The sequence below is a fragment of the Streptomyces kaniharaensis genome (assembly GCF_009569385.1).
Lineage (GTDB): Bacteria > Actinomycetota > Actinomycetes > Streptomycetales > Streptomycetaceae > Kitasatospora > Kitasatospora kaniharaensis.
The window spans coordinates 388,439-409,540 of the sequence record NZ_WBOF01000001.1 but is presented as its reverse complement, the minus strand read 5'-3'; the positions used below and the strand labels follow the sequence as shown (position 1 = coordinate 409,540).

The following is a 21,102-nucleotide window of genomic DNA, read 5'->3' as shown; positions in this document are numbered from 1 at the left end:
GGACGTGCCCGGCACGCGCCGGGTGGATGAACGGACCGGGGCGACGCGGCTCGCGTCGGTACCCGGCAACGAATCAACAGGAGAACTGTGACTGACAGGCATGACCAGCTGGCCGCAGAGGTGCGGGTGCTCCGGGACCGGGTCGTCGGTGTCACCGACGTCGTGGTGGCGTCCGTCGACGGACTGCTGATCACCTCCGAGACCGACGAGACCGACGAGACGGCGGGGGCCGAGAGCCTGGCCGCCCTCACCGCGGCCTCGTTCAGCATCGCCGGCCGCGCCGGCAGCATGACCAGCAAGGGTCGGCTCCATCACACGGTGTCGCAGTTCACCGACGGCTACCTGGTCGCCCGGGCGGTCGGCGAGATGGCGCTGATCGGGGTGGTCGGCGACGTCGGCATGGACGTTCAGCGGCTGCACGTCGAGGCACAGGAGTCCGCGGAGCGGATCAGCGTCCTGCTCACCGCGGCGAGGACCAAGAGCGAGGCCAACTGACCCTGTCAGTAGTCGAGTTACTGACTGCCGGGGTCGGCATCGGTCCATTTCCAGGCAATTTCCAGGACGAACGGAGAAGGAGCACAAGTGAGCGGGTCGGAAGTCCGAGGGACCCAGAGCATGACCGAAAAAATCGCGAGTCTGGTGAAGTCCTTGCGCGTCGAGGTGCCGGACTGCGTCGCCGCAGGGGTCATCGACATGTCCACCGGCATGCTGCTGTCGGTGGAGACCGTCGACTCGCACCCGCCGGAGGTCCTCGACATGCTGGCGGCGGCCACCCTCGACCTGTTCCAGGGCCGTAACGTGGTGATGATCGAAGGCATCTTCAAGGAACGGCGCGGGGTCGTCAGCGACCGGCACTACTTCCAGGAGATCCTCGTCAACAGCGACAACCTGGCGCACCTCTTCCTGCGGATCAACAGCACCGACGAGATCGTCGCCGTGGTCGTCTGCCGCAAGACGGTGAACGTGGGCATGCTGTTCGCCCAGGCCCGGCGGGTGCTCAAGGACCACGGCCAGCTGTGACCGCGCCCTGCGACCCGGTTCCTCCCAGCTGCTGAGAGGCAGCCCCGGCGCGTGGAACGCCACACGCCCGCCGGGGCTGCCTCCTGATTCCGTCCAACTGCCAGTCCCTGCCCGTGAACCGCCCCCGGTGCCACCACCGGGGGCGGTTCGGCGTGCGCCGGTCCTACAGCATCCTGTCGTCAGCGGTGGTCTCTCCACGGCAACACCGCCGGCATGTCCCGGGTGGTGTTCGTCATCGGCTTCCTCAACTTCTTCTCCATCGGCCTGTCCCTCGGCGTGTGCTCGCTGTCCTACCAGCGCCGGACCAAGCAGGTGCCGGCGTACTGAGGTTCAGCCGAGCACGATCGCCTTGGCGCGCTGGTACTCGTCGTCGGTGATGTCGCCGCGGTTCCTGAGGTCGGCGAGACGCGCCAGCTCGTCGACGTGGCCGGAGGGGGCCTTGGCTTCGGCGGCTGTTTCCCGGACGTAGGCACGGAACTGCTGCTCCGCCTCGGCCGCCTGCTGGTATTCGCGCTTGCCCATGCCCTTGCCTCTGGCGATCAGGTAGACGAACACGCCGAGGAACGGGAGGACGAGCACGAACACGGTCCAGCCCGCCTTGCCCCAGCCGCTCAGGGTGTCGTCGCCGAAGAGGTCCCCGAAGACGCGGAACAGCAGGAAGAACCACATGATCCACAGGAAGAGCCACATGGTCGTGAAGAAGATGTCGAGCAGCGGATAGTCCACGGCAAGCCTCCTGACATCGATGGCCTCACCCGAGAACGCGGCAGGTGCGCGGTCTGCTGAGCGGAGGCGTCCCAGCGGCCACCCGGACGCCGAAGGGCCCCGGGCAGGGAGCTGGGTATCGCTCTCCACCACCATGTACGCGTCCCAGGTCCGCCCGGCATCACCCGGATCGGGTGAGTCCGCCCCGGGGCAGCCCCCGCAGGGCCGTTCTGCGGCTGACGGGCCGGACGGAGAGTGCACGGCGACGGCCACCCGCCCTTGTTCGGGCGGTCAGAGCAGGTGCAGTTCGCGCGCCCGTCGTACGGCTCTGCTGCGCCCGGAGACGGCGAGCTTCCGGTTGATGTTCTTGAGGTGCGTCTTGACCGTGTTCACCGAGAGGAACAACTCGGCGGCGATCTCGTCGGTGGACAGCATCTGTGCTGCCCTTTCCAGCACTTGGAGTTCGCGCTCGCTCAGCGGCTCGACCAGGTCGTCCGGCACGTCGACGTCCGCGGATCCGTCAGCCGGAAGGCCGGACAGGAGGTCGGGAGGGAGCCAGTCGTGGGAGCTCGCGAGGCCCGGCCGGGCTCGCAGCAGTCGGCGCAGCCACGGACCGGCCTCCCGGAACGGTCGGCGCAACTGCTCCGGCCGGGCGACCGTGAGGGCGCGGGCGAGCAGGCGTTGCGCGCGGGCCTCGTCGCCGAGGGTGAAGGCGGCATGGGACCGGGCCAGCAGGACTCGTACGGTGACGGCGGGCCCGCGGCCGTTGTTGACGGGGATCGTGTCCAGGATCCGGAGGGCGCTCCGGCTCTTCCCGGCGACGAGCCGCGCCTGGGCGGCCGCGACGGCGCACTCCGGGCCGTCGGCGCCGCTTTGTTCCAGGGCCTCCACGGCGGCGGCCGGATCGCCCTCGGCGAGGTGCGCGGCCGAGACGGCCACGGCCACCCCCTCCCTCATCCAGGGCGGCGGTGGTCCGGCAGTGGCAGGACCGTCGTCCTCCAACCTGTCGAGGGTGTCGATGGCCGCCCGGGCACGGCCCCCGGCCAGCAGCAGCCTCGCACGGACGATCGCGAGTCCCGCGGCGACGGTCGGGTCGTGGCAGGCCGCATCCGACTCGGCCGCCCGGTCGATCGCCGCGTGCGCCGTGGGCAGGTCGTCGCGGTCGACGGCGAGCGCGGCCAGCACGAGCTGGGCGACCCCGGTGCGGGAGGCCGGTGGCAGGCCGGCGCGTTCGGCTTCGGCCGTCGCCTTCCGCAGATGGGCGTCCGCCCGGCCCGGCCTTCCTCGGAGGAGGTCGATCAGGGCGAGTCGAGCGAGCGCCTCGTGGCGCGGACAGGCGGCGGTGGCGCCGTCGGCCCTCTTCACCGCGGCCGACAGAGCCGCACCCGAGGCTTCGAGGCTGCCTTCCCAGAGCAGCACCGAGCCGAGGTCGTTCAGTCGGAGCGCGGGCAGTTCGGGGTGTTCCCTCAACAGCCCTTGCGGGACGTGCTCCTCCAGCTGCTCGGCCTGCTCGGCGGCGGCCCGCGCCATGTCGGCGGAACCGAGCAGCCGGCCCGCCAGAACCCGCAGGTGGGCCGCGCTGAGCAGGGCCGTCGAACCGTCCTCGCCATCGTGCTCCGGATCGTGCTCCGGGAGGAGTGTCTCGGCGCGCCGGAGATGTTCGAGACCGCTGTCCACGTCGTAGCGGGCGAGGTCGCGTGCCGCCCGGACCAGCTCCGGGGCCGGGCCCCGGGCGTCGGGGGTCATGCCCGAGAACAGGTCGTCGAGCCGTTCTGCGTCGCGGCCGGTGAACAGCTGTCCGATGGCCAGGTGGTCGACGACCTGCGCCGCGGCGAACTCCCAGTCGCCGGCCGCGGCGGCGTGTGACAGCGCGTCGGTCAGGTGGCCCGCGTCAGCCAGCCACCGGGCCGCGCTGCGGTTGAGTTCCCGTTCCAGCCCCGGGTGCCGTGCTGCCAGGTGGACGCGCAGGATCTCGGCGAACAGCGGGTGGCAGCGGTACCAGGAGTGCCCGAGGGGCTCGACGAAGGCATTGGCGCGGGAGAGGTCTGCCAGGATCCGCGCCGCGTCCCGCCGGCCGGTCAGGGCGTCGGCCAGGTCGGGATGGATACGACCGAGGACGCTCGTCCTCAGCAGGAGGTCCTGGGCCTCGACGGACTGGGCGTCGAGGACCTCGGCGAGCAGGAAGTCCGCGACCGTGCTCTGCCCGGCCTCGAACTCCTCCAGGTAGGCCGCGGGATCCGCAGCGCGCTGGGCGGCCAGGGCCGACAGCCGCAGGCCGGCGGCCCAGCCGCCCGTTCGCTCGGTCAGCGCCCGGCTGCTCTCGGCGGAGAGGTGGAGGCCGTGCCGGCGCAGCAGCACGGCGGCCTCCTCCGGCCGGAAGGCCAGATCGGCGGCCCGGATCTCGGTGACACTGCCGCAGGCGCGGTAGCGGTGGATCGGGAGCAGCGGATCCGTCCGGCTGATCAGGACCAGTCGCAGACCGGGGCCCGCGTGGCCGAGCAGGAAGTGGAGTCCGGAAGCCACCTCGTCGGAGGACACGCGTTCGAACTCGTCTAGGACGAGGACCACGGGCTCCTCCCGGCGACTCAGGTGAGCGGCCAGTCGGGCCAGCAGCGAATGATCGACCTCGTGGGCCCGGGCGGGAGTGCCGATGTCCTCCGGCAGGGCGATGCCGTGGTGGCGGGCGGCTTCCAGCAGGTAGGCCCAGAAGACTCCCGGCGCGTTGTCCTCCCGCTCCACGGTGAGCCAGACCGCCGAGCCGGGCCGTCGCGTCGTGGCCAGCCAGTCGGCGACGAGCAGGGTCTTTCCGGCACCTGCCGGGCCGTTCACCAACAGGAGGGACGTCCGGAGCCCTTGGCGCAGGCGCTCGACCAGGCGGGGCCTTCGGACGAAGGTCTCCGGAATCGGAGGTGCGGCGAAGCGGGCCGCGAGCACCGGGTCGCCGCCGGGTATCCGGGTTGACGGGGTAGAGCCACGTCGTGGACCGCCCGTCGGACGGGTTGGGGAATCGACGGCTGGGCTGAGGGGCATGGTGCTCACCTCAGGGTTGGCGGCGCATGGGAGGCGCGGGTCAGTGACAGTCACCATCCTGTCCGACCCGGCCCGACCCGAACAAGGGGCGTGTGGTCCCGCCCATCGGGCCGTACGCCCCTGGAACGGTGTCACGCCGCCCGGTCACGTGGCAGGAACAGCGCCGCGCAGAGACCGATGACGCCGCAGAGTGCGAGGGCGCCCATGGCCGCCGCGTAGCTGTTCCGGGTGAGTTCGGAGACCAGGATGGTTCCGGCGGCAGCGGTGCCGAGCGAGGAGCCGAGGTTGGAGATGCTGCGGGAGAGGCCGGAGATCTCGCCCTGGAGGCTGTCGGGGAAGGCGGACTGCACGATGTTGACCGAGGGGGTGAGCATGAGGCCGATGCCCAGGCCGATCAGCAGGAGGCCGGGCGTGAAGGCCCAGACGCTGTCGACGGCGCGCACCAGGAGGAGCAGCACGACGATGCCGACGGTGGTGACGGCGAAGCCCGCGACGATCAGGGTGCGCTGGGCGTGGCGCTTGGCCAGGCGCTCGGCGGAGAGCGAGGTGGCGAGCAGACCGAGGGTGGCGGAGGTGAAGACCCCTCCGGTGGCGATGGCGCTGTAGCCGCGGACGACCTGGAGGTAGGCGCCGACGGTGAACGAGACACCCATCAGGACGAGCCACTGGGCGTTCTGGGTGACGAGGCCCAGGTTCGAGGTGTGGCTGCGGAAGAGGCGGGTGGCCAGCAGCGGTTCGCGTCCGGCGCGTTCCAGGCCGCGGATCCAGCGGAAGAAGCCGGCCAGCACCGCGGCGCCGGCCACGAGGAGCGCGATCATCAGCCAGGTGTTGTTGTCCGCGGCGAGGATGCCGGTGACCAGCAGGACCAGGCCGGCCGCCGACAGGACGGCGCCGACGGTGTCGAACGGCCGGGTGGGGTCGGCGGGGAGCGGGTCCTCCAGCTTGCGGGTGAGGAAGAGGATCAGGGCCACGATCAGGGCCTGGAAGCCGAAGTTGGCACGCCAGTCGATGGCTGTGGTGAGCAGGCCGCCGATGAGCGGACCGGCTGCCGCACCGATGCCGCCGAAGGCCATGATGGTGCCGAAGGCGCGGGCCCGGGCGGCGGTACCGGTGAACAGCAGGGTGGTCAGGATGTAGACCGGGGGGATCAGCAGGGCGGTGCCGACGCCCTCCAGGATGGAGTTGCCGAGGATGAGGACGCCGAGTCCGGGGGCGGCCGCACTGAGCACGGCGCCGACGCCGTAGGTGGCGAGGCCGGCCATCAGGCACCGCTTGCGGCCCCAGCGGTCGGTGAGCTTGCCCCCGGGGATCATCAGTGCGGCCATCACCAGCAGGAAGACGGTGATGACGACCTGGACACCCTGGACGGTGGTGTCCAGGTCGGTGCTGATGTCGTTGATCATCACGTTCATGCTGGAGCCGGCGAAGCTGCAGATGAACTGGGCGAGTGCCAGCGGGATCAGCACAGGGCGCCCGGTCGTGGTGGGGGCGGCCACCGTGGTCATTCCCGGTTCCTTTCCTCGGGTGCGCTGAGGACCACGTAGAGCGCGGCGAGGTCGATGGCGATGATCGTCAGGGACCAGGCCGGGAAGCTCGGAAGGAAGACGAACTGGGTGAAGGCGTTGGCGCACAGCACGACCGCCGGGAACCAGCGGGAGGGGAGGTCACCGGTGAGCAGCGTGATGCCGGCAAGCCCCTGGGCGATGGCCAGGACGAGCAGGGCCCAGCCCAGGCCGTGCAGATCTCCGAAGACGTAGCGGTCGGTGCCGGTGACGACGGGGGAGTCGATCAGCGCCGCCATGGCGTCCCACCCGTTGAACAACGCCAACAGGATCATCACGATCCCGGCGAACGGCAGCAGGTTGCGGCGCGGCTGCGCCGCGTGGGGAGGGGAGACCACGGCCGTCTCCTTTCGAGCTCCTGCGGGCCTTCGGATTCCGGGTGCGGTGCGTCAGGCAGCCCCCTGGCGGTCGAGTTCCTCGTCCAGGGCGAATGCCGCGTCGATGAGGGCGAGATGGGTGAACGCCTGGGGGAAGTTGCCCAGTTGCTCGCCGGAGGGGCCGATCTCCTCGGCGAACAGGCCCACGTGGTTGGCGTAGGTGAGCATCTTGTCGAACGCGTAGCGGGCGTGGTCGACCCGGCCCGCCCGGGCCAGGGCCTCGACGTAGAGGAAGGTGCAGAGGTTGAAGGTGCCTTCGGAGCCGCGCAGCCCGTCGGGGGAGGCGGCCGGGTCGTAGCGGTAGACCAGGCTGTCCTGGACCAGTTCCTGGTCCATGGCGTCCAGGGTGGACAGCCAGGCCGGGTCGGTGGGGGAGAGGAAGCCGACCTTGGGCATGAGCAGCAGCGAGGCGTCCAGGACGTCGGTGGCGTAGTGCTGGGTGAAGGCCTCGCGCTTGGGGCTCCATCCGCGCTGCACGATCTGGCGCAGGATGTCGTCGCGCACCGAGCTCCAGCGTTCGAGGTCCGCGGGGCGTGCGAACTTCCTGGCGACGCGGACGGCGCGGTCGAAGGCCACCCAGCACATCAGGCGGCTGTAGGTGAAGTCCTGGCGTCCGCCGCGCGTCTCCCAGATCCCTTCGTCCGGGCGGTCCCAGTGCTCGGTCAGCCAGTCCACGAGCCTGCGGAACGCCTCCCAGCCGCGCAGTGCCCCCATGTCGCTCTCGTCGGCGGCGAACGCGTAGGCGGCTTCGCCGTAGATGTCGAGCTGGAGCTGGTCGGAGGCGGCGTTTCCGGCGCGCACCGGGAACGAGCCGCGGTAGCCCTCCCACTGGGTCAGGGTCTCCTCGGTCAGGTGGGGGTCGCCGTCGATGCGGTACATGATCTGGAGCCGTTCGCCCTCGGCGCCGGCCGCCTCGACCCGGTCCCGCACCCACCGGCGGAACGCCAGCGCCTCGTCGCGGAAGCCGAGGCCGATGAGGGTGTGGACGGACAGCGAGGCGTCCCGGATCCAGGTGTACCGGTAGTCCCAGTTCCGCTCACCGCCGACCTGCTCCGGCAGTCCCATGGTCGCGGCGGCGATCAACGCGCCGGTCGGGTGGTAGCTGAGCAGCTTGAGCGTGATGGCCGAGCGGTCGACCATCTGGCGCCAACGACCTTGGTAATTGGAGGACTTGATCCACTCGTACCAGAACCTTCGGCAGGCGTCGAAGTCGGCGATGGTGTCGGCGTCACCGGGCGGGGCGGACGGGGTGGCGCCCGGTGACTGGGCGGTGAGGAGCACGGTGGCCATCTCTCCCGCGTCCAGGGTGAACCCCGCGGTCACGTCGGAGCCGTCGGGGTGGAGCACGACCAGGTCGCTGGCCTGCACGCACAGTTCCTGATCGGGGGCCTGCAGCACTGCGCAGCGTTCGTCCGGCATGGTGAGCCGGTGGGCGGCGCGGCCGTAGTCGAAGCGAGGCCGGCACTCCAGCCGGAAGGGCACCCGTCCGCGCACCACGCGGGCCGTGCGGATGATCCGGTGCCGGTCGCTCGGGGTCGGCGAGGTGTCGGGGAGCATGAAGTCGACGACCTCCGCCACCCCCTGCGGGGCGAGGAAGCGGGTCACCACGATGGCCGTGCCGGCGAGGTAGAGCTGTTTCACCTGGGCGTCGGGTACCGCGTCCCGGTCGACGGCGAGCCGGCACCGGCCGCCCTTCGCGTGGTCCAGCAGGGAGGCGAAGAGACTGGGGGAGTCGAAGCGGGGGGTGCACCACCAGTCGATGTCGCCGGCGGTGGACACGAGTGCGGCGGTCTGCAGGTCGCCGATGACCCCGTGCTCGGCGATCGGGGGGTAAGGGTTCATGGCAGGCTTCCCGGCGGACGAAGGAAACGGCCTTCGCCGTCACCGTACGAAGGGCGGCTCGGCCCCGGATCACCCGGTGTGGGTGAGCGCGCGGTGGGCGGGTCGTGGCCGGCGCACCGGGCGGGCCACCGTGCGGTGCATCCTTCGACCGAAGTGCGGCCGGGGCACCGCAGGCTGTGGGGCGGTCACCGCGCCCCACCTCACCTGCCGGGGGTGAGGTGGGGCCCTGGGGATCCGGCGAGGATTGCGGCAACGGGCTCACCGGTCGTCCCCGGCGCGGTGACAGGAGGAGGCGCCGTGACAACCTCCCGCAGCCGTACCCCGGCTCCGCCCGGACCGGCCCCGGACGGAGCCGGGAACCGGACGGACTACGCCGGCGCGGTCTACGGTTCGATGCTGGCCGCCTCGGTGATCGCGGCCTCCGCCGTCCACGAACCGCACCCGCGGCTGTCGCTCGTCCTGCTGCTGGTGATCACCGGGATCGTCTTCTGGATCGCCCACGTCTACGCGCACGTGGCCGGGCGGCGCGAGGTCGGCCGTCGGGTCACCTGGAGCGAGGTGCGCAGGGTCGGCCGGCAGGAGTGGCCACTCGTCGAGGCGGCGGCACTGCCGGCCCTGGCGGTGCTGGTCAGTCCCTCGCTCGGGACGGGGGAGAACGCCTGGCTCGCCCTCGGTGTCGCCGTGGCGCAGCAGGTGACCTGGGCGACGCTGGGCGCCCGCCGGGCGGGCGCCTCATCGGGACAGGCCGCCGTCGAAGGCGCGGTCAACCTGCTTCTGGGCCTGGTCATCGTGGCGGCCAAGGTTGTGGTCGGGCACTGAATCACCCGGTTCGGGTGGTGCCGCCGCCGAGCCGACCTGACTGAGTGGTGACATCGGGCCTTTCGCTGCCGCCGTGGGCGCAATGCCGGTCCGGCGGACCCGCCGGTCCGCCCACGCCACCGATGAGCGCGGCACGGCCGCACCCCCACCTGGAGGCAACCATGCCCACCGCCGCCCCGCACGGTGAAGACCCGGCAGCCGGCGCCCGCGGAAGCGGCAGCACAGGCTCCGGACTGATCACCTTCGCCGGTGTGCTGCTGATCCTGCTGGGCTCCCTCAACGCCCTGGACGGCATCGCCGCCATCGCGCGGTCGCACTTCTTCGTCGGCAACGCCCACTACGTCTTCGGCGACCTCCGGTCCTGGGGCTGGGCGATCCTTTTCCTGGCCGTCGCCCAGCTGGCCGCGGCCTACGGCGTGCTGGCCCTTCGTGCCCAGTGGGCCCGCTGGACCGGCGTCGTCGTGCTCGGCCTCAACGCCTTCGCGCAGATGGTCTTCGCTCCCTCGTACCCGCTCTGGTCGGTGACCGTCATCGCGATCGACGTGATCGGCATCTACGGCCTGACCGCCCAGAGTACGTCCGAGCAGTGGGCCCCGACGGCCGACGGCACAGCGCCCCCGGTACGGGCCGAGCGGGGTTCCGGGCCCGGCACCGGGGCGTGAATACGGGCTTCGATACGGACGCGGCGGCGGCCCCCGTCCCGGTCTGACCGGGACGGGGGCCGCCGTGTCGACGGAGGTCAGCCGGCGAGAAGCCGCTGCTTCTGCGCCGCGAACTCCTCCTCCGTGAGGACTCCTTGGTCCCTCAGCTGCCCCAACTGCTGCAGCTGGGCGAGCTTCTCGTCCATGCTCGTCGCCGCGGGCGCGGCAGGAGCAGGGGGCGGCGGGGGCGGCGCGGGTTCGGCCGCCATGTCCTGTTGGGCCCAACGACCCGCCTGACGGCGGGAGACCCGGTTGGACACGGCGGTTGCCGTTCCGGCGACGACGGCGGTGCGCGCGACACCGCGCAGCAATCCAGGCATGACGCGTCTCTCCTCTCGGCGGCTCACTCGGTGGCGGACGGCCCGGGGGCGGAGCCGCCCGACGCGTCCGTCCGGTCCGTCCCGTTGGCGTCGTCCAGCTCGTCCAGGGAACGCAGCAGGTCCGGCAGGGGCACCCGGCCACTGGCGACGACCCGGGCGCCGGCCCGTCGCAGGGCTGAGGTGAACGGCGCTGCCCAGGTGTTCTCGTAGATGAGCACACCGGCCGAGTTCCCGGGCTCGAGGACTGCGGCGGCCTCGCCCAGGTCGTCGGCGCCGAGCAGACCCGAGCCGACGCCCTCGAAGACGGCCAGGTCCAGCAGGCCGTCGCCGTCGAAGTCGGCCAGTTCCATACCCGTGACGGTGCCGTCGGTGTCCTTGCGCACGAACGCGAAGTCCAGGATGCGGATCACACCCCGGTCCACCAAGTCGATCAGCAGCGGGAGCCCCTCTCCGGTCATGCGGTTGCCGGGGAACTCGACCACCAGGTAGTCGATGGGCCCGGTCTCGGCGAGGACGTCCTCGGCCATGGCGGTGCTCCTTCCACGTGGAGTCCGTCGCCCGGTCCGCCGGGCCGGGCGCTGGTTTCGACGCTAGGGGCCGACACCCCGTCCACGGATCACCTGCCCCGGGTGAGGGAGCGGCCGGTGTCGAGCACCGTGTGGGGCGGTACGGGCCGTAGCCGCGGTCCATGCTGCCCACGACAGGTGGAGGGTCCGGTCCTACGGTGAACGTAGGGCTTCCGTTCCGGGTCCTTCCGCCGGTCGAGCTTCCCAGGCGGTTGTCATACGAGCCCCCCTCGCCCCGGCGAGGTTTCCCCGGAGCCCCTCTGCTCAGCTGCTCTTACCTCCCGTCTCCCGCTGCCCGCGAGGCGGTGGCCACAGAAGGAGTTGATGTCATGACCGGCAGTGTTACCGGAGGCGGCCGTACCACCCAGGTGCCCGAACACCGCCCCTTTGTGACGGGGTGGACCATCTTCGCCGCGGTCATGCTGATCTCCGGCGGCATCATGGCGATCTTCCAGGGGGTCGCCGCCATCACCAAGGACAGCCTGATAGTCGTCACCCGTCATTACGTGTACTCGATGAACACCGAAGGGTGGGGATGGATCCATCTCATCCTCGGGATCGTCGTCGTCCTGGCGGGCATGGCGCTCTTCACCGGCGCTGTCTGGGCCCGTGTCGTCGGTGTCGTCGTCGCCGGGCTGGAAATGATCGCCAACTTCCTGTGGCTGCCCTATTACCCGTTCTGGGCCGTCGTCCTGATCGCGATCGACGCCTTCGTCATCTGGGCGCTGTGTGTCGGCACGACCAGAAAGGAGGCCTGATGACCCCCGAAGGCGCCCGCCCCGGGCCCTGACAGCGGGGCCGGCCCGGATCCTCGCATCCCTCCAGGGGCCGGGCCGGGTTCCCGAACGACGCCCGGGCAAGACCCGCGGTGATCGGTCATCCCCCTTCTGCGATGACGTTCCTGAGGACGTCGAGGTCCTGGGCGGAGATCCCGGGAGACTGGAGTACGGCATTCCAGCCGTCCACGTACTCGGCCTTGTACTTGTGGCCGTGGCCGCTCGGAACGCCGGTGGAGAACGGAAGGTCGGCGGTGACCTGCCAGAACGTCACGAACGGGATCCAGACGATCCCCTTGAGCACGTCCTTGCCAGGCGTTTCGGCGATCCAGTCGGGCTCGTTGAAGATCAGGTGCGGGCTCCACCAGACGATCGGGTCGGAACTGTGCATCAGATACAGAACCCGGGTACCCGTCCATGGCTGATCTGCGGGCGGAGCCCCCGCCGCGGGGTCGTTCGTGAAGCGCACGGTCCGGCCGTCCTTGTAGACCGGCTGGATCTCCGGGCTGCCGGCGGCGCGGTTGTCACTGAACTCTCGGAACAGGGTATTGAAGTTGGGCGGACCGGCGAACAGCGTGCCCGAGGTGCGGTTGCGCAGGTCGTACTCGCCGCTGAACGCCGTTTCACCGCCGAAGGACCCCAGGCTCTCCCCGGCGACGAAGAGTCTCGGCCGGGTCGCCTGCGGCAGCTTCGACCAGACGTCGTAGACCGCGTCGAACAGATCGCGGCCGGCGGCCCTGGCCTTGGACTGGTCCACGAGGTAGGAGATCCAGGACGGCAGGTAGGAGTACTGGATCGCCACCGTCGCCGTGTCACCGCCGCCGAGGTACTCGAAGGTGTCGACCGACGCCGGGTCGACCCAGCCGCTTCCGGTCGTGGTCACCACGAGCAGGTTCGCGCGCTGGAAGCCGCCCGCGCGGTCGAGATCCTTGACCGCCAGCTCGGCACGGGACGCGGTGTCGCCGGATGACCACAGACCGGCGTAGGACCGGATCGGTTCCATGGCCGGGCGATGGGTGAACCTCGCGATGTCGCCCTCCGACGGGCCGGTGCCGACGAAGCCGCGCCCCTGCCGTCCGAGCGAATCCCACGCGACGAGCGAGCCCGGCCCACCCGAGCGCAGGGTGCTGGCGGGCTGGTGCACGCCCTCCGGGGTCGCGCCGTCGCGAAGTGAGAACACCTGGTTGGCGATGCCGACGAACCCGTCCAGCAGGAGACCGGTGATCACCAGGTAGGCCAGGCCGGAGACCAGAATCCAGCCGGTCGCCCTGGCCGCGCGCTGCCCGATGCGGCGGCCGAGTACGTCCGCGGTTCTGCGGTAGAGCGCCCGAAGGCCGCGCCCGATCAGTAGAAGGAGACCGAACACCACTACCGCGACGACGGGCGAGAGAACGACGAGTGCGATGTTGTAGTCCTGGACCCCCATCATTCCGCGGATCAGGTACTGCCAGTACTGCCCGAGCCCGAAGAAGACGACGAGCAGCACGGCCGCGCTGATGAGGAATGTGCGCCAGGCCATGCGCTTGGGGTGCCTGGGCTCCCGGTCGGCGAAAGCGCGCCAGACGGATGCCGCGAGTACTCCGAGCCCGTAGCCGATGGCAGCGGCGATGCCCCAGATCAGGCCCTGGAGGAAGCCACCGCGTGGCAGCAGCGATGGTGTGAAGGACAGGCACGAGAGAACGAGCGCGCCCCAGCAGCCGGGAAGCGTGAGATTCGGCGGCTTCCGGAACCTCGCGAACTTCTTCGCGGGTTCCGGGTCCTCGGCGTGTGTGTTCAAGGCGGCGACCGATCGACTGGGAGCGGACGACACGGGGTGCGAGCGGCCCACCTGCGGTGTGTCCAGAGCTGGCTCGGCGGCCGCGTCTTCTGCCCCAAATGATCGCCCGTGGGCGCTCGTGGTGCCAGCGGTCCGCACCCTTGGGGTGGCTATGCCAGCCGCGTCAGGGCGTACGCGGCGAGATAGCCCAGCGCGTTGGTCGCCCAGTGCAGCCCGATCGGTGCCAGCAGGCTGTCACTGCGGCGGCGCAGCTCGCAGAAGAGCACACCGGCGGCTGAGGTGAAGAGCACCGCGCCGAGGTCGGCGATGACCGCACCGACGGGGGTGTGGCCGAAGACCGCGGTGAGCGCGGGTTTCTGGGTGGCCACGTGCAGGGAGGGGAGGACGTGCCAGAGCCCGAACAGCAGCGACGAGGTGACGGTTGCCGTGACTGTGCCGCGGTAGCGCCGGATCAGCCCGTACAGCACGCCGCGGAAGGCGTACTCCTCGAGGAGCACGGTGCCCAGCGGGACGGCGACGAACACGCGCAGGGCCACCTCTCCACCGGGCAGGTGCGCGCTGCGCCGGTCGGAGAACAGCTCACGGGTGAACGGCAGCAGAGCGGCGACCAGGTAGACCGTGGCGACGACGCCGATCAGGGCCGCCGCCCAGATCGCGCCGCGCCGAATCGTTCCCCTGCCCAGGGCGACGTCGTCCCGGGTGCCGCCGGCCCACCACACGATCACGGTGAGGACCGCGATCGTCAGGGCGGCGTTGGCCAGGCCGAGCGACGGCAGGAGACCGTTGTCGGCGAGGTTCACCAGAATCAGGACGGTCAACACCGAGGCCAGTACGATCCCGGGAGCCGCCGGGCGGCGAAGTCGCATCAGACCTTCAGAGTACGGCGCCCCACGCTGCCCACCCGCCACGCTGGTCCTCGGCCGTCAGGTTCTCACTCGCCTTCGGTGAACGCTTCGCGCAGCCGGGCCTCTTCGTCCGCCGAGAGGTTCGTCTCCAGGAGTTCGGCGTGCCAGCCCTCGAACGCGGATCTGACCCGATCGAGCACGGCGTCGGAGCTGAGCACGAACAATGCGGAGGTGCCGGGCGTCACCTTCTCCCGCACCTGCTTGATGAAGCCCTCGTCGATGCCGAGGTGAGCGAGGTGGCCCCCCAGCGCGCCTCCGGCCGCGCCCACCGCCGCGCCGAGAAGGGGGACGAAGAAGATCATCCCGAGGAGGAAGCCCCAGAAGGCGCCACCTAAGGCGCCCATGTCGGTCATGTCGCTCAGGTGGCGGGTCTTCGGCTTCCTGGCACCTTCCGGCCAGGTGATCACGGCTCCGTCCTGGACCTTGATCAGCTCTTGGCGCCCCAGCTTCTTCAGCGTGGCGAGAGCTTCCTCGGCTCCGGTCGCGCTGGGAAAGCGCCATACCGTCAGGGTCGCCATCATGGCCTCCGATCGCAGGGAAATGCGCGACAGCCCCATCGTCGGCCCGGTCTCTTGCCGTCGCCACCCACGGCTGCCGGACGAACGACCAAGGGCTGCCGGAAGACCGCCGCTGCCGGGCGGCTGTGGGCAGGCCTGCCCGGACGGGCGCTGTCGGATTGACGCGGGTGTCCGGCGGCCACAGCGTGGCAGGTAGCACTCACCCGTGCTGGTCGGTCCCGGTTCGGCCCGCGTCGTGGATGCCGGTGCGGATGGGGCGACCTGGCGGGCTGCGCGATTCCTGCCGGACCCGAGAGGAACTGGTGCGGGCGATGTCGGACAAACGGACGGCCAAGCGCATTGCGAAGTTCATCAAGCCGCTGCGGGTGGAGCCGGGGTCGCGGGTGAACCTCGCGGAGGACTTCGATCCCCGCTACAAGGCGGGCATGAAGAAGCGCGAGGCCGCGGAGCTGCTGCGCACCGGCGTGTCGCTGCTGTCGGAGTACCAGGCCCGGCTGGCCGCTCAGGACACCTACGGAGTCCTGCTCTGCCTCCAGGCGCTCGACGCCGGCGGGAAGGACGGGACGATCCGTCACGTCATGAGCGGGGTCAACCCGCAGGGCGTCCAGGTGAGCAGCTTCAAGGTGCCTTCCACTGAGGAGCTCGACCACGACTTCCTGTGGCGGTACGCGCAGCGGCTCCCGGCACGTGGGGACATCGGGATCTTCAACCGGTCGCACTACGAGGAGGTCCTCGTGGTGCGTGTCCACCCGGAGAACCTCGACCGGCAGAAGCTGCCGGAGGAGGCGAAGGGCCCTGGGGTCTGGCACCGCCGGTACCGGGAGATCAACGACTGGGAGCGCTACCTCACCGACAACGGGATCAAGGTGGTGAAGATCTTCCTGAACCTCTCCAAGGAGGAGCAGCGCACCCGCTTCCTGAAGCGGATCGACCTGCCCGAGAAGAACTGGAAGTTCTCCGCGGCCGACATCCGCGAGCGCGAGCGTTGGGACGACTACCAGGAGGCGTTCTCCGACGTGCTGTCGGCCACGAGCACGCCGTGGGCACCCTGGTACGTCGTACCGGCCGACCGCAAGTGGTTCGCGCGCATCTGCGCGGCGGCGGTGCTCGCCCACACCCTGATCGGGATCGATCCGCAGTACCCCACGGTCGACGAGCAGGCCGGGAAGGACCTCCTCGCGGCCAAGCGCCGACTGGAGAAGGAGGCCCCCAGGGGCGCCGCGCGTGACCCGTACGCGGCGAAGCACCGGACCGACTGACGCTTCGGCGGACCAGCCCGGATCTTGAGGAGTGAAGATGGCGGAGCAGGCTGACCGGCCCGGACCGCAGGAGTCCCCGCTTCCCTGGTACACGCGGACACCGGAGGAGGTCGCGGCCCGGCTCGACGTCGACCCTGCGGTCGGGCTCACCGCCGCCCGGGCGTCCGAGCTGTTGGCCTCCCACGGCCCGAACGCGCTCCCCGAGGAGAAGCAGAAGCCGGGCTGGCTGCGCTTCCTCGACCAGTACCGCAGCTACATGCAGATCATCCTGGTGGCCTCGGCGGTGGTCTCGCTGGCGATCAAGGAGTGGACCACCGCGATCCTGCTCCTCGTGCTCACCCTGTTCAACGCCGTCGTGGGCCTGCGCCAGGAGGGCAAGGCCGAGAGTGCGATGAACGCGCTGAAGTCGATGATGGAGGCGACGGCGCGGGTCCGGCGGGAGGGGGCTGAGGCGGAGATCTCCGCGGAACAGCTGGTGGTCGGCGACATCGTGCTCGTCTCGGCGGGCGACGAGGTGCCGGCGGACGGACGGATCGTCGAGGCCAGCTCGCTGCAGATCGACGAGTCGGCGCTGACCGGCGAGAGCGTCCCGGCGGCGAAGGACGCGGGCACCCTGACGGGCGAACGGCTCGCCCCGGGGGACCAGACGAACATGGCGTTCATGAACACCCCGGTCACCCATGGCAGCGGACTGCTCGTCGTCACCGCGACGGGCGCCGAGACCGAACTGGGCAAGATCTCCGGGATGCTGTCGGCCACGGAGAAGGAGGAGTCGCCGCTCACCCGCGAGCTCAACACGCTGACGCTGTGGATCGCGGCGGCCGCCGGCCTGACCATGGTGGTGATGTTCGCCCTCGGCCGCAGCCGCGACCAGGCGTGGGACGCGCTGTTCGTCAGCGCGGTCTCGCTGGCGATCGCGGCCATCCCGGAGGCGCTGCCCACGGTCAGCCAGGTGATCCTCTCCGTCGGCAGCCTCAACCTGGCCAAGCGCAACGCGATCGTGAAGGAACTGCCGTCCGTCGAGACGCTCGGCTTCACCTCGGCCATCAACTCCGACAAGACCGGCACCCTGACGATGAACCAGATGACGGTCGTGGAGGTGCTCAGCCCCACCGACCGCTACACCGTCTCCGGCACCGGCTACCGCCTCGACGGGAGGATCCACCACGCCGCGGGCTCCTCCCCGAGCATCGAGGACGCCGTCCTGCCCTACCTCGTCGCCAACGACGCGAAGCTGGTCGACGGCGAGGTCGTCGGCGACCCGACCGAGGGCGCCCTGCTCGTCCTCGGCCACAAAGCCGGACTGGACATCGAGGCCACCCGGGAGCGCTTCCCCCGCCTCGCGACCTTGCCGTTCGACCCCGGCTACAAGCTGATGGCCAGCTTCAACGAGGCGAAGGACGAGGACGGCCGACCGGTGGTGCGGTGCTTCGTCAAGGGCGCTGCCCCCGCGGTGACGGCCCGCGCCACCACCGCACTCGCGGATGGCGCGGGCATCCCCTGGGACGAGGACCTCGGCGCACGCGCCCGGTCGCAGACCGAGCGGATGGGTGGCGAGGGACTGCGGGTGATGGCCGCCGCCTACCGCGACCTGGACCCGGTCGACTTCGACCCGGACGGCGACCTGCTGGCGCTCGTCACCGACCTGCGGATGACCAGCCTGGTGGCCATGGTCGACCCGCCCCGCGAGGAGTCGAAGGCCGCCGTCGCCAGCGCGCAGGCCGCCCACATCCGGGTGCGCATGGTGACGGGGGACGACGTCACCACCGGCGCCGCCATCGCCCGCCAGCTCGGCATCGGCGGCGAGGCCATGCTGGGCGCCGACTTCGCGGCGCTGCCGGAGCACGAGCGGCTGGCCCGGATCGACGACATCGGCGTGGTCGGCCGCGTCGCGCCCGAGCACAAGGTGCTGCTCGCGGCCACGCTCAAGAAGAAGGGCGACGTGGTCGCGATGACCGGCGACGGGGTGAACGACGCGCCCGCCATCAAGGCCGCGGACATCGGCATCGCCATGGGCAGCGGCACCGATGTGGCGAAGAACGCCAGCCGGATGGTCCTCGCCGACGACAACTTCGCCACCATCGTCTACGCCGTGGAGGAGGGCCGGAAGCTCTACGACAACCTCACCAAGTACATCCGCTTCGTCCTGGTGCTGCTGGTGACGTTCGTGCTGACCTTCCTCGGAGCCGCGATCCTCAACATCGCCGCCGGCGAGCCGTTCACCCCGCCGCAGGTGCTGTGGATCCACTTCGTCGTCAACGCCCCGTTCGGCTTCGCCCTGGGGTTCGACCAGGAGAGCCCGGGACTGATGCGGCGCACCCCGCGTCCGCGAGGGGAGTCCGTGCTGACCAGGCCCGTCGTGATCACCGTCGGACTCGCGGGGCTGGCCGTCACGGTCGCCCTGCTCGGTCTGATCAAGCTCGGCCAGGCGCACTACCACAGCGCGCACATCGGCAACTCGATCGCCTTCACGGCCTTCGCGCTCTGCCTGATCGTGGCGGCCTACGAGTGCCGCAGCGAGCGCGGCTCGGTGCTGACCGTCCGCACCTTCGACAGCAAGCAGATGAACCTGGCGGCCCTCGGAGAGTTCGTCCTGGCGGTGCTCGTCACCCAGATGGACGCGTTCAACCGCATCCTCGGCACCACCGACATCAACGCCCGGCAGTTCGGGTGGGCCCTGCTCGCCGCGGTCGCGCTCCTGCTGCTGTGGGAGCTTGGCAAGCTCCTGGCCCGCAGATCACCGAGCGCCCGCAGCGGGACTCGTGGTGCTCCGCGGTCACCGGCGTGACTGGCTGCCGGGCGTGACCGGGGTTGTACACCCGCCTGGCACGGGTAGGGCCGCTTGCCGGAAGGTTCGACGGTGGGAGGCCGCAGGCCGGGGACGACTCTGGACTCTGCTCAACGGTAGCTAGCAGTAGGTCAGTTATCGCCGACGTCGAACACCGCGGTGACGGGCGCGTGATCGGACCAGCGTTCGGCGTGGGTGGCGGCGCGTTCGACGTAGGCCTCGACGGCCTTGTCGGCGAGGTTCTCGGTGGAAACGATCAGGTCGATGCGCCAGCCCGAGTCGTTGTCGAAGGCGCGGCCGCGGTAGGACCACCAGGAGTAGGGGCCGGTGCGGTCGGGGTGGAGGGCGCGGACGACGTCGACGTAGCCGGCTTCGTCGTAGACGCGGGAGAGCCAGGCTCGTTCCTCGGGGAGGAAGCCGGCGGACTTCTGGTTGGCCTTCCAGTTCTTGAGGTCCTCGGGGCGGTGGGCGATGTTCCAGTCGCCGCAGACGACGACCTCGCGGCCGTCGGCGGCGGCGCGGGTGCGCAGGGCGGTGAGGTGGTCGAGGAACTCCGCCATGAAGCGTTCCTTCTCGTCCTGGCGTTCGGTGCCGACCTCGCCGCTGGGGAGGTAGAGGCTGGCGACGGTCAGTCCGGGGAGGTCGATTTCGAGGTACCGGCCCGAGTCGTCGAACTCCTGCGAGCCGAAGCCGATCGCGGTCCGCTGCGGTTCCTGTCGCGACAGGATGGCGACGCCGGCCCGGCCCTTGGCGGCGGACGGGGCCCAGGCCGCGTGCCAGCCCTCCAAGTCGCGTAGCTCGACGGGCAGTTGCTCGGGCTCGGAGCGCACCTCCTGCAGGCAGATCACATCGGCGTCGGTGGCGGCCAGCCACTCGATGAAGCCCTTCTTGGCCGCCGCCCGGATCCCGTTCACATTCGCACTTGTCACCACGATCACCCGGGCAGACTACCGAGCGGAGTCGGAGGGGCCGAAGCGTGACGCGCCCCTCGCCGTCGTGCCCCTCGCCGTCATGCTCCTCGCCGTCGTGCTCCTCACCGAATGGTGTGAACGCGGTATGAGCCCGTGCGACGGCCGTGTCAACGCGTGCCATTGGTCTTGACCATCTTCGGACGAAGCCCCTAGGGTCGCTTACTGCAAGGACCTTTCATAAAGAAGGACGGATAAAGCCTGGCTCTCCCACGTGCCGCAACGGCGGACAGCGGGCCCGGGATCCGCCCTCCTTTCGCCCCCGTCCCTCGGCGGGGTGGGCACAACAAGGTGGAGGACACGGTGGAAACGACAGGGCAGCAGCCCACCGCGGCTCCGGAACCGAAGTACTGGCACCTGCGCACCGTGCTGGTCCGCGCCATCGATTCGGAGTTCTCCACCGGCCAGGTGCTCCCCAACGAGCGCGAGCTCGCCGCCCGTTTCGGCGTTGCCCGGGCGACCCTTCGGCAGGCGCTCGACCAGCTGGAGCTGGAGGGCCGGCTGGTCCGCCGCCGGGGCATCGGCACCCTGATCGCCGCCCCGCGGGTCGGCGTGCCGGTCAACCGGCAGGAGGAGGGGTGGCCCGGCGCCGGCCGCAGCAAGGCCTGGCGCACGGTCGACTGCACCACCGCCCCGGCCTCGGCGCAGCTCGCCGGGAACCTCGGCGTCGCCGAGGGCGCCACCGTGCACACCGTCCGCCGGGTCCGCCTGGTCGAGGGCCGGCCCATGGCCACCGAGTCGCTGCACGTGCCCGCGTCCGCCCTGCCGCACCTGCCCGGCTTCCGCGCCGAGAGCGACCGCGCCCGCTCGGTGCTGCGCCAGCTGGAGCGCCTGGAGGTCGACGGCGAGTCCCGCTCCGTCGAGCTGGGCGTCGCCGAGGCCGACGAGGCCGGCCTCCTGGAGCGCCCACCCGGCTCGCCGGTGCTGGTGATGACCACCCAGTACGTCTCCGCCGGCCGCCTGGTCGCGCTCGCCGTCTCGACCTACCGTGCCGACACCTGCAAGCTGACCTTCGGCGAGACCGGCCTCGCCGACGTCGCCCCGGTCGGCGTCACCCGCGAGGTGCGCACCGCCTCCTGAACCGTCCCGAACCCGACCGTCGGAACGAGGCCCGGACGCCCCAACAGGCGCCCGGGCCTCGGCCGTTGAGCGGCGCCGACCGCGCCGCC

The 21,102-nt window shown here is 70.8% G+C and carries 19 protein-coding genes; 8 read left to right on the top strand and 11 right to left on the bottom strand.

Annotated elements, in window-relative coordinates; all coding sequences use genetic code 11:
- Positions 1-87: 87 nt before the first annotated feature.
- Both F7Q99_RS01865 and F7Q99_RS01860 read left to right on the top strand, forming a co-directional pair.
- Entirely contained in the window at positions 88-495 is a 408-nt protein-coding gene (locus F7Q99_RS01865; protein ID WP_153459775.1) for a roadblock/LC7 domain-containing protein, read from the top strand.
- 120 nt (positions 496-615) lie between these two features.
- On the top strand, positions 616-1,020 hold the full coding sequence (locus F7Q99_RS01860; protein ID WP_153459774.1) for a hypothetical protein: 405 nt from the start codon (positions 616-618) through the stop codon (positions 1,018-1,020).
- A 330-nt stretch (positions 1,021-1,350) separates the two neighbouring features.
- On the opposite strand, the gene F7Q99_RS01855 is transcribed toward F7Q99_RS01860, so the two are convergent.
- The 5 genes from F7Q99_RS01855 to F7Q99_RS01835 all read right to left on the bottom strand — a co-directional run bounded on the left by F7Q99_RS01855 (position 1,351) and on the right by F7Q99_RS01835 (position 8,536).
- Entirely contained in the window at positions 1,351-1,746 is a 396-nt protein-coding gene (locus F7Q99_RS01855; RefSeq protein WP_326846152.1) for an SHOCT domain-containing protein, read from the bottom strand.
- A gap of 270 nt (positions 1,747-2,016) precedes the next feature.
- Positions 2,017-4,755 carry a LuxR C-terminal-related transcriptional regulator gene (locus F7Q99_RS01850; protein ID WP_153459772.1) on the bottom strand — a complete coding sequence of 913 codons (2,739 nt, stop codon included), beginning with the start codon at positions 4,753-4,755 and terminating at the stop codon, positions 2,017-2,019.
- A 131-nt stretch (positions 4,756-4,886) separates the two neighbouring features.
- Positions 4,887-6,260 carry an MFS transporter gene (locus tag F7Q99_RS01845; protein WP_153459771.1) on the bottom strand — a complete coding sequence of 458 codons (1,374 nt, stop codon included), beginning with the start codon at positions 6,258-6,260 and terminating at the stop codon, positions 4,887-4,889.
- On the bottom strand, positions 6,257-6,655 hold the full coding sequence (locus F7Q99_RS01840) for a DUF7144 family membrane protein (RefSeq protein WP_153459770.1): 399 nt from the start codon (positions 6,653-6,655) through the stop codon (positions 6,257-6,259). Before F7Q99_RS01840 ends, F7Q99_RS01845 begins: the two co-directional genes overlap by 4 nt.
- Before the next feature lie 51 nt (positions 6,656-6,706).
- Positions 6,707-8,536 carry a glycoside hydrolase family 15 protein gene (locus F7Q99_RS01835; protein ID WP_153459769.1) on the bottom strand — a complete coding sequence of 610 codons (1,830 nt, stop codon included), beginning with the start codon at positions 8,534-8,536 and terminating at the stop codon, positions 6,707-6,709.
- A gap of 297 nt (positions 8,537-8,833) precedes the next feature.
- On the opposite strand from F7Q99_RS01835, the gene F7Q99_RS01830 reads away from it, so the two are divergent.
- Positions 8,834-9,355, top strand: coding sequence for a hypothetical protein (locus F7Q99_RS01830; protein ID WP_326846150.1), 522 nt, complete (start codon positions 8,834-8,836; stop codon positions 9,353-9,355).
- A 161-nt stretch (positions 9,356-9,516) separates the two neighbouring features.
- Positions 9,517-10,017 (top strand): DUF7144 family membrane protein, encoded by a 501-nt coding sequence (locus tag F7Q99_RS01825; protein WP_153459768.1) that lies wholly within the window; start codon positions 9,517-9,519, stop codon positions 10,015-10,017.
- 77 nt (positions 10,018-10,094) lie between these two features.
- On the opposite strand, the gene F7Q99_RS01820 is transcribed toward F7Q99_RS01825, so the two are convergent.
- Together F7Q99_RS01820 and F7Q99_RS01815 are read right to left on the bottom strand one after the other, a co-directional pair.
- A complete protein-coding gene (locus F7Q99_RS01820; RefSeq protein WP_153459767.1) occupies positions 10,095-10,376 on the bottom strand; it encodes an SHOCT domain-containing protein in 282 nt (93 codons plus the stop codon).
- A 23-nt stretch (positions 10,377-10,399) separates the two neighbouring features.
- Entirely contained in the window at positions 10,400-10,903 is a 504-nt protein-coding gene (locus tag F7Q99_RS01815; RefSeq protein WP_153459766.1) for a DUF6325 family protein, read from the bottom strand.
- A gap of 368 nt (positions 10,904-11,271) precedes the next feature.
- On the opposite strand from F7Q99_RS01815, the gene F7Q99_RS01810 reads away from it, so the two are divergent.
- On the top strand, positions 11,272-11,700 hold the full coding sequence (locus F7Q99_RS01810) for a DUF7144 family membrane protein (RefSeq protein ID WP_153459765.1): 429 nt from the start codon (positions 11,272-11,274) through the stop codon (positions 11,698-11,700).
- 118 nt (positions 11,701-11,818) lie between these two features.
- On the opposite strand, the gene F7Q99_RS01805 is transcribed toward F7Q99_RS01810, so the two are convergent.
- The 3 genes from F7Q99_RS01805 to F7Q99_RS01795 all read right to left on the bottom strand — a co-directional run bounded on the left by F7Q99_RS01805 (position 11,819) and on the right by F7Q99_RS01795 (position 14,957).
- The gene (locus F7Q99_RS01805) at positions 11,819-13,495 is read right to left on the bottom strand and encodes an alpha/beta hydrolase (protein ID WP_153459764.1); all 1,677 of its coding nucleotides are present in this window, start codon (positions 13,493-13,495) and stop codon (positions 11,819-11,821) included.
- Between the two features lie 149 nt (positions 13,496-13,644).
- Positions 13,645-14,361: a CPBP family intramembrane glutamic endopeptidase gene (locus F7Q99_RS01800; RefSeq protein WP_153459763.1), complete on the bottom strand. Its 717-nt coding sequence runs from the start codon at positions 14,359-14,361 to the stop codon at positions 13,645-13,647.
- Between the two features lie 65 nt (positions 14,362-14,426).
- Positions 14,427-14,957, bottom strand: coding sequence for a DUF1269 domain-containing protein (locus F7Q99_RS01795; RefSeq protein WP_230210134.1), 531 nt, complete (start codon positions 14,955-14,957; stop codon positions 14,427-14,429).
- A 272-nt stretch (positions 14,958-15,229) separates the two neighbouring features.
- On the opposite strand from F7Q99_RS01795, the gene F7Q99_RS01790 reads away from it, so the two are divergent.
- Together F7Q99_RS01790 and F7Q99_RS01785 are read left to right on the top strand one after the other, a co-directional pair.
- Positions 15,230-16,177: a polyphosphate kinase 2 family protein gene (locus tag F7Q99_RS01790; RefSeq protein ID WP_153459762.1), complete on the top strand. Its 948-nt coding sequence runs from the start codon at positions 15,230-15,232 to the stop codon at positions 16,175-16,177.
- Positions 16,178-16,214: 37 nt separating this feature from the next.
- Positions 16,215-18,965 carry a cation-translocating P-type ATPase gene (locus tag F7Q99_RS01785; protein ID WP_153459761.1) on the top strand — a complete coding sequence of 917 codons (2,751 nt, stop codon included), beginning with the start codon at positions 16,215-16,217 and terminating at the stop codon, positions 18,963-18,965.
- A 131-nt stretch (positions 18,966-19,096) separates the two neighbouring features.
- Here F7Q99_RS01785 and F7Q99_RS01780 read toward each other — a convergent pair whose 3' ends face one another.
- Positions 19,097-19,903: an exodeoxyribonuclease III gene (locus F7Q99_RS01780; RefSeq protein WP_326846149.1), complete on the bottom strand. Its 807-nt coding sequence runs from the start codon at positions 19,901-19,903 to the stop codon at positions 19,097-19,099.
- A 333-nt stretch (positions 19,904-20,236) separates the two neighbouring features.
- Here F7Q99_RS01780 and F7Q99_RS01775 point away from each other — a divergent pair, with 333 nt between their 5' ends.
- On the top strand, positions 20,237-21,013 hold the full coding sequence (locus F7Q99_RS01775) for a GntR family transcriptional regulator (RefSeq protein WP_326846148.1): 777 nt from the start codon (positions 20,237-20,239) through the stop codon (positions 21,011-21,013).
- Positions 21,014-21,102 lie beyond the last annotated feature (89 nt).

Coding starts and splice junctions, on each gene's coding strand:
- F7Q99_RS01860 (WP_153459774.1), top strand. CDS start 616: ATGACCGAAAAAATCGCGAGTCTGGTGAAGTCCTTGCGCGTCGAGGTG.
- F7Q99_RS01850 (WP_153459772.1), bottom strand. CDS start 4,755: ATGCCCCTCAGCCCAGCCGTCGATTCCCCAACCCGTCCGACGGGCGGT.
- F7Q99_RS01845 (WP_153459771.1), bottom strand. CDS start 6,260: ATGACCACGGTGGCCGCCCCCACCACGACCGGGCGCCCTGTGCTGATC.
- F7Q99_RS01835 (WP_153459769.1), bottom strand. CDS start 8,536: ATGAACCCTTACCCCCCGATCGCCGAGCACGGGGTCATCGGCGACCTG.
- F7Q99_RS01825 (WP_153459768.1), top strand. CDS start 9,517: ATGCCCACCGCCGCCCCGCACGGTGAAGACCCGGCAGCCGGCGCCCGC.
- F7Q99_RS01820 (WP_153459767.1), bottom strand. CDS start 10,376: ATGCCTGGATTGCTGCGCGGTGTCGCGCGCACCGCCGTCGTCGCCGGA.
- F7Q99_RS01815 (WP_153459766.1), bottom strand. CDS start 10,903: ATGGCCGAGGACGTCCTCGCCGAGACCGGGCCCATCGACTACCTGGTG.
- F7Q99_RS01810 (WP_153459765.1), top strand. CDS start 11,272: ATGACCGGCAGTGTTACCGGAGGCGGCCGTACCACCCAGGTGCCCGAA.
- F7Q99_RS01800 (WP_153459763.1), bottom strand. CDS start 14,361: ATGCGACTTCGCCGCCCGGCGGCTCCCGGGATCGTACTGGCCTCGGTG.
- F7Q99_RS01795 (WP_230210134.1), bottom strand. CDS start 14,957: ATGGGGCTGTCGCGCATTTCCCTGCGATCGGAGGCCATGATGGCGACC.
- F7Q99_RS01790 (WP_153459762.1), top strand. CDS start 15,230: ATGTCGGACAAACGGACGGCCAAGCGCATTGCGAAGTTCATCAAGCCG.
- F7Q99_RS01785 (WP_153459761.1), top strand. CDS start 16,215: ATGGCGGAGCAGGCTGACCGGCCCGGACCGCAGGAGTCCCCGCTTCCC.